At 53.5% G+C, this 6,058-nt stretch carries 4 protein-coding genes and 2 pseudogenes; 2 read left to right on the top strand and 4 right to left on the bottom strand.

Features of this window, described 5'->3' with window-relative positions; translation table 11 throughout:
- Nucleotides 1-127 (top strand): annotated as a pseudogene (locus B9Z48_RS21200) (IS630 family transposase); the annotation flags it as partial.
- Here the strand turns inward: B9Z48_RS21200 and B9Z48_RS21195 are convergent.
- The 3 genes and pseudogenes from B9Z48_RS21195 to B9Z48_RS21185 form a co-directional block, all read right to left on the bottom strand.
- Complete coding sequence (locus B9Z48_RS21195) at nucleotides 119-1,351, bottom strand: AAA family ATPase (RefSeq protein ID WP_108380574.1); 1,233 nt, start codon at nucleotides 1,349-1,351, stop codon at nucleotides 119-121. The pseudogene B9Z48_RS21200 and the gene B9Z48_RS21195 sit on opposite strands and share 9 nt — an antisense overlap.
- A gap of 179 nt (nucleotides 1,352-1,530) precedes the next feature.
- Nucleotides 1,531-2,049: pseudogene (locus tag B9Z48_RS21190) on the bottom strand (IS5 family transposase); the annotation flags it as partial.
- Nucleotides 2,050-2,636: 587 nt separating this feature from the next.
- Complete coding sequence (locus tag B9Z48_RS21185; protein ID WP_199233570.1) at nucleotides 2,637-4,475, bottom strand: glutamine--tRNA ligase/YqeY domain fusion protein; 1,839 nt, start codon at nucleotides 4,473-4,475, stop codon at nucleotides 2,637-2,639.
- A 154-nt stretch (nucleotides 4,476-4,629) separates the two neighbouring features.
- Here B9Z48_RS21185 and B9Z48_RS21490 point away from each other — a divergent pair, with 154 nt between their 5' ends.
- Entirely contained in the window at nucleotides 4,630-5,112 is a 483-nt protein-coding gene (locus B9Z48_RS21490) for a hypothetical protein (protein ID WP_146186350.1), read from the top strand.
- Nucleotides 5,113-5,135: 23 nt separating this feature from the next.
- Here B9Z48_RS21490 and B9Z48_RS21180 read toward each other — a convergent pair whose 3' ends face one another.
- Nucleotides 5,136-5,648: a TIGR02281 family clan AA aspartic protease gene (locus B9Z48_RS21180; RefSeq protein ID WP_089952670.1), complete on the bottom strand. Its 513-nt coding sequence runs from the start codon at nucleotides 5,646-5,648 to the stop codon at nucleotides 5,136-5,138.
- Between the last annotated feature and the right edge of the window lie 410 nt (nucleotides 5,649-6,058).

Here is a 6,058-nt window from a genome sequence, read left to right as displayed (position 1 = left end):
TTACATCGCACATCACAACAAAAATCCTAAGCCCTTCATCTGGACAAAAAGCGCTCGCGACATCTTGCAAAAGGTCATTCGTGCCAACAAGCGCTTAAGTTCCAAACAGAATGCAACACTACACTAGTACCCCATTTGCGTCAACATCAATTTCAATCTTTTTAAATTTACTACTGCCCCCGCTTCGTTTTACGGTGTAAACAGCTAAATTTTCAGGAGAAAGTCGATTGGCTCTAATTTCATCTAAAAGACCTAGAAAAAGTTCTCTAGAATGAGTTTCTGCAACGATGTGCATCTCTTTTTTCTTGGCTGTTTCAACAAATACGCCAGCCAATAATTTCGCAGCTGTGTGATTTAGATGAAGCTCTGGTTGCTCAAAAAGCAAAGTTGCTTTGTCAGGTGCAAAACTGCATTGCACCAAAACAGGTAATACCTGAGACATGCCGTATCCTAAGTCAGCAATTGGAAGATTTGCATCATCTGCCAAGGTTACTGTGACGTCAAATAAGTCAGACTTTCCGACGCGTGAAACATCCACCTTCTTGGCCAACCCCATTTGATCTAACCAACCACCAATCTCCTTCAAATGTGGACGCCGCTTGGTTTGAACAAATTCATTTGCAAGCAAGGTGATCGCATTTTCGCCTTGCGCTCCAACTTCAGTGGGACTTGATCCTCTTGTCGGGTAGCGACGTAAAGGTGATTGGCGGAATGGACCTAAATATAAAACATTACTTAATTCGCTGGAGACTATTTGTTTGCAAGATTCATTGTAAAAAAATACGTGAAGGTCTTCTTCGGACTTTGTGGACTTTGGAAATAAATTAGCATGCAAAGCGCTATCGTAGCCTGATGTGGCTTGTATTATCTTATTGTTAAATTCAATTGTATAAGTGCCGATCGTCTTATTAGGTTTGAAGTTTAGAGTGCTGGCTGGTGATGAGTAAGTGAGTGTATTTAAATAAATATCTTGTGTGCGTTTTGTGCTTTTGAAGCTGTAATTGGCAGAAAATATATCAGTGGAGGCAAGCTTTTGTATTTTTCCTATGCCTCTAAATGAATACTTTATATTGGTGCTTTCAAAACCAATTTCAATAGCGTCAGAGTAAGATTTAGAATGAATAACCTCGATAAATCTACCGAGATGAACTTGCGCATACTCGTCATCTAATACGAGTGGTCGACTTGAGCTTGGTAATTTGGATGTTTGTGCTAATGCCGCAAGGGCGTGAATGCAGCTACTTTTCCCAGAAGAGTTGGGGCCTATAAAGAGGGTTATTTTTTTAATATCGAATTCGGCTAACTCATTTACGCCTTTAAAATTTTTTATTTTTAACTTGCTGATTGTCATTTGGCCTCCTGAGATTTTGTGTTAAGGATAGTCTGAATAACTCATCATCAGGTGATGTACTCGGCTGATTGTTTGAGGGAGTGATTTTTGAGTGAAATCCTCAGCAAAAACGGCGTTGTTGACACCATTTCTTTGGCTTTTCTGCCTTTTGAGGCCCTTGGCCTCGTTTTCAGGCGCACTCATCCCTGCATTTGCATCAATTTGCCGCGCATCATCCACAGGTTTGACAACGCAAACAACGTCGTCAGCTGGGCCGTGTTCTTCTTCAAGCCTCGGTAGCGGACTTTGACGTAGCCGAACTGCCGCTTGATGACCCGAAACGGGTGCTCTGCTTTTGCTCGGATGCTGGCCTTGATCTTCTCCACCTGGTCGACCATCGCGTCAATCGCATTGTCTTTGTTCAAGGCGTTGCGTTTGCCCGGTTTCATTGCAATGTGCCAGTTCACATCGGCATTGGCATCTGGTCGCTTTTCAATGCCCTGATATCCCGCATCGCCGAATGCATCTTTCTCTTGTCCATGCAACAAACTGTTGCCCTCAATAACGTCGTGAACATTGCCCGATGTGCCACGAACCGTGTGCACCAAGCCCGACTCGGCATCCGCTCCAATGTGGGCTTTCATTCCAAAGTACATCTGCTGGCCCTTCTTGCTCGAATGCATCTCAGGGTCGCGCTTGTGCTCTTTGTTCTTAAATGATTTCTTTTGTTTGAATTGTAAATGCTGAATTTTTGTGGATTATTAATTCATAAAATAGAATGAGGTTCATATAATTTAATAAATCCAAAAAATATCGATTTGACTATTTAAGTCGGATTTGGCCTTGTCACGTCATCTCTCCGGACTAGCAAAGTAGCTAAAGTACTTATCAGGATCTGTAGGACTGGCTCTATTTGAGTCGTTAAGGGATTGATTTCTGCGATTAGTACTTTCAGACTGGCGGCGTTGAAGACTTTCAGAGATAACAACCAGCCCATTTTGGGTTTGGCTTTGACGAACCGATGGTCATAAAGTAGTGCTTTTGAGCATGGCTTAAGTGGGGCTGGAACCCCCATAGGTGCAGCATGTGCAGTCAATTGTTCGGGTCCCTTGCGCAGCGTCTTTTAGCGATGTTGTGTGCGCAAGATGTTAACCTTTTAGAAGCTGTTTTAAGATCTTAAAAGATAAAAATTAATTCTAAAATACCCATGGGTATCTGGGTGGATCCTTTGGAAATGGTCAGGCGTCGCGCTGGCCTGACCCTATCCGGTGCTGAGCCATGACCTGGCCCAGAACCGACTGTGGCCTCACTTGCCCCAACTGTCTTTCAACCCCGTCACCCGGTTAAACACCGGCTTCGCCCCCGCCACATGATCCAGGCGGTCCGCCACAAAGTATCCAAACCGCTCAAACTGGAACTTCTGGTCTGGCTGCGCCCCGGCCAGTGACGGCTCCACATAGGCGGTGACCACCTTCAAGCTGTCCGGGTTGAGCGACTGCAAGAAGTCTTTGCCGCCTGCATCGGGGTGCGCTTCGGCAAACAGGCGGTCGTACAGGCGAACTTCGGCTTGCACGCCGTCGGCCACGCTCACCCAGGTGATGGCGGCTTTGGCTTTGACGCTGTCGGCACCGGGTGTGCCGCTCTTGGTGCCGGGGATCACTTTGGCGTGCACTTCGGTCACGTTGCCCGCCGCGTCGCGTGCGCAGCCTGTGCATTCGATCACGTAGCCGCCTTTCAGACGCACCACGTTGCCGGGGAACAATCGTTTGTAGCCCTTGGGCGGCACTTCTTCAAAGTCTTCGCGCTCGATCCACACTTCTTTGCCGATCTTGAACATACGGTCGGCGGGTGGGGTTTGGCCCTCGGCAATCGCGCTGTGGGGCAGGGCGGGTTGGGTGCAGTCCTCGGTGTAGCCGTCGCTGCCAAAGGCTTCGGCCCAGTTGGTCAGCACGAGCTTGACGGGGTCGAGCACGGCCATGCCGCGGTGGGCTTTGTTTTCCAGGTCTTCGCGCAGGCAGCCCTCAAGGGTGCTGTAGTCGATCCAGCTGTCGCTTTTGGTCACGCCAATGCGGTCGGCAAACAGGCGCAGGCTCTCGGGCGTGTAGCCCCGGCGGCGCAGGCCGACGATGGTGGGCATGCGCGGGTCGTCCCAGCCGCTGACTTTGCTTTCATTGACCAGTTGCGCCAGCTTGCGTTTGCTGGTGATCACATAGGTCAGGTTCAGGCGGGCAAATTCGTATTGTTTGGGGCTGGGCGCGGCCAGCAGCTTGCACTCGCACAGGCGCTCCATCAGCCAGTCGTAAAACGGGCGCTGGTCTTCAAACTCCAGCGTGCAGATGCTGTGGGTGATTTGCTCCAGCGCGTCTTCGATGGGGTGGGCAAAGGTGTACATCGGGTAGATGCACCAGGTGTCGCCCGTGTGGTGGTGGGTGGCGCGGCGGATGCGGTAGATGGCCGGGTCGCGCAGGTTGATGTTGGGCGACGCCATGTCGATCTTGGCGCGGAGCACGGCCGCGCCGTCATCGAGCTTGCCGTCACGCATTTCGCGGAATCGCGTCAGGTTTTCTGTCACGGTGCGGCTGCGGAAAGGGCTGTCCACGCCGGGTTTGCCAAAGTCGCCCCGGTTGGCGCGCATGTCTTCTGCGCTTTGTTCGTCCACATAGGCGTAGCCAGCTTCGATCAGCGCCTCGGCAGCGCGGTACATGAAGTCGAAGTAGTCGCTGGCTTGGTAGGGCGCGGCGCTTCCGGCGGCCTGGCCCAATTGCGCCCAGTCAAAGCCGAGCCATTTCACGGCGTCGATGATGCTGTTGACGTATTCGGTGTCTTCTTTTTCGGGGTTGGTGTCGTCAAAGCGCAGGTGGCACACGCCGCCGTATTCCTTGGCCAGCCCGAAGTTGATGCAAATGCTTTTGGCGTGGCCCACGTGCAAGTAGCCGTTGGGCTCGGGCGGGAAGCGGGTGCGGATCTTGGCCGGGTCGGGTTGGCCCGCCGCATGGTGAGTGGCGTCGCCCGGGCTGCCTGCCCAGCGGCGGGTGGCATAGGTGCCTTTGTCCAGGTCGTTTTCGATGATTTGGCGCAGGAAGTTGCTGACTTTGTGGTCGGCGGTGGCGTTGGTGTCGGGAGCTTTGGGGGTGGGGGCGTTCATAGCGATCGATTTTAGGGCTTGCCAAAGTCCATTCCCTTTGGACTGAACTTACGAATAGACACGATTGTGAAGTCGCCGCTGTGCACCGAAGGGGTCTTTAAAACGCTAAAGATGCAGGTGTAACCGTTGCACCCACAATTTTGGAGAAATTCGCATGTCCAATCATTGGTTCAACACGGGGGGCCGCAAGCTGGCGGTGTGGGGCAGTTTGGCTGTGGGCTTGGCGCAAGTGGGGTGCGCCCACCCGGTGTTGATGGAGCCTCATGTGGTGGTCTCTTCGCGCACAGGCCCCCCGCCTGTTTATGGCCCGGTATACAGCCATGTCCACGCGCATGCCCCCCAACCGCACTTCATCGTGCCGCCCCCACGGCCTGTTTATTTGCCGTCACCGCCACCGCGTGTGGTCTATCCGTCTGCTCCCCCACGGGTGGTGTACCACCCAGCGCCCCCGCAGGTGCTGTACAGGCCACCTGTTCATGTCAGTCCTGTCCATCGGCCTGCACCACAGTGGGGTTCAAAACACCCTGTCGAAGTGGGCAAGGGCGGGCACCGTGAAGCTCGGGATGGGCGAGAACGCCGAGAGGGTGAGCGTGGCCATGGTCGTGACGAACGCGAACGCGAGCCATGGCGTCGTTAAGCGGTCTGATCTGACGCCCAAGTTCACAGCCTTTGGCGCAGCACCATCTCGTCACGCCGAATCTCGACATCAAAGTGCCTCAAAAAGGCCTGCCCCAATAGCGCCTGCTGTGGCTCCAGACCACTCAGACCCACCGCCACGCTGGTGTCGTTGAGCACCAAATTTCCCACACGCACCGGCACGCTGCGCACCAACTGACCCTGGCGGGGGCCGTTGGCGGTGTGCAGGGTGATGCTCTGGCCCGCAGGCAATCCGGCCTGAGTGGCCAACGCTTGGCTCACGCTCACATGGCTGGCCCCGGTGTCCACCAAAAAGCGCACAGGCTGGCGATTGACCTCGCCCTCCACATGAAAATGCCCATCCCGCTGGCGCGGAATGACCAGATCACCCGAGTCAAGCGCATAGGGCTTCAGGCTGGCTTGTCTGTTGTGTTCGATGCGATCAAACACCAAATACAACACCCCCGCCACCGCCAACCAGACGTCGGCAATGGCCAAGGCACCCAATTGGGCTGTTTTTTGAATCGGTGACGGCATCGGTTTGCGCAAGTTCGTGGCGTTGTTCTGCCATCCGATTATTGACCCAGCCCGATGGCGTCTCGTGCTTTCTTTGTAGGAGCGTCGCCCTCGCCGCGATCAAGCCCCGCAGACCACCCCCCATCGCCCAGGCAGCGTTGCTCTCCCCCCTGTAGGAGCGGCGCCCCCGCCGCGATCAAGCCCCGCACACCACCACCGCCCATCGCACCGAGGGCGGTGCTCCCACAGGGGACAGGGAACGGCCCCCACCCCTCAAATCACCAAATTCATTAAACCCAATCTGATTCATCACGCACCCAGCTGCGCCTGTTTCAAATTCTCAAATTCATCACAATCCCTGCCGGTTTGCCTTGAATCGAAAATTGTGAGTTCTTAAATGTGCTGTATTTTACAAATAAATACACCAAAAC

This window comes from Limnohabitans sp. WS1 (genome assembly GCF_003063265.1).
In the GTDB taxonomy this organism is placed as follows: domain Bacteria; phylum Pseudomonadota; class Gammaproteobacteria; order Burkholderiales; family Burkholderiaceae_C; genus Limnohabitans_A.
This window is presented reverse-complemented; position numbering and strand designations above follow the sequence as displayed.

What these genes read in the sequence shown, in the direction of transcription:
- B9Z48_RS21195 (WP_108380574.1), bottom strand. Translation starts at nt 1,351, where the DNA reads ATGACAATCAGCAAGTTAAAAATAAAAAATTTTAAAGGCGTAAATGAG.
- B9Z48_RS21490 (WP_146186350.1), top strand. Translation starts at nt 4,630, where the DNA reads ATGTCCAATCATTGGTTCAACACGGGGGGCCGCAAGCTGGCGGTGTGG.
- B9Z48_RS21180 (WP_089952670.1), bottom strand. Translation starts at nt 5,648, where the DNA reads ATGCCGTCACCGATTCAAAAAACAGCCCAATTGGGTGCCTTGGCCATT.
- B9Z48_RS21185 (WP_199233570.1), bottom strand. Translation starts at nt 4,475, where the DNA reads ATGAACGCCCCCACCCCCAAAGCTCCCGACACCAACGCCACCGCCGAC.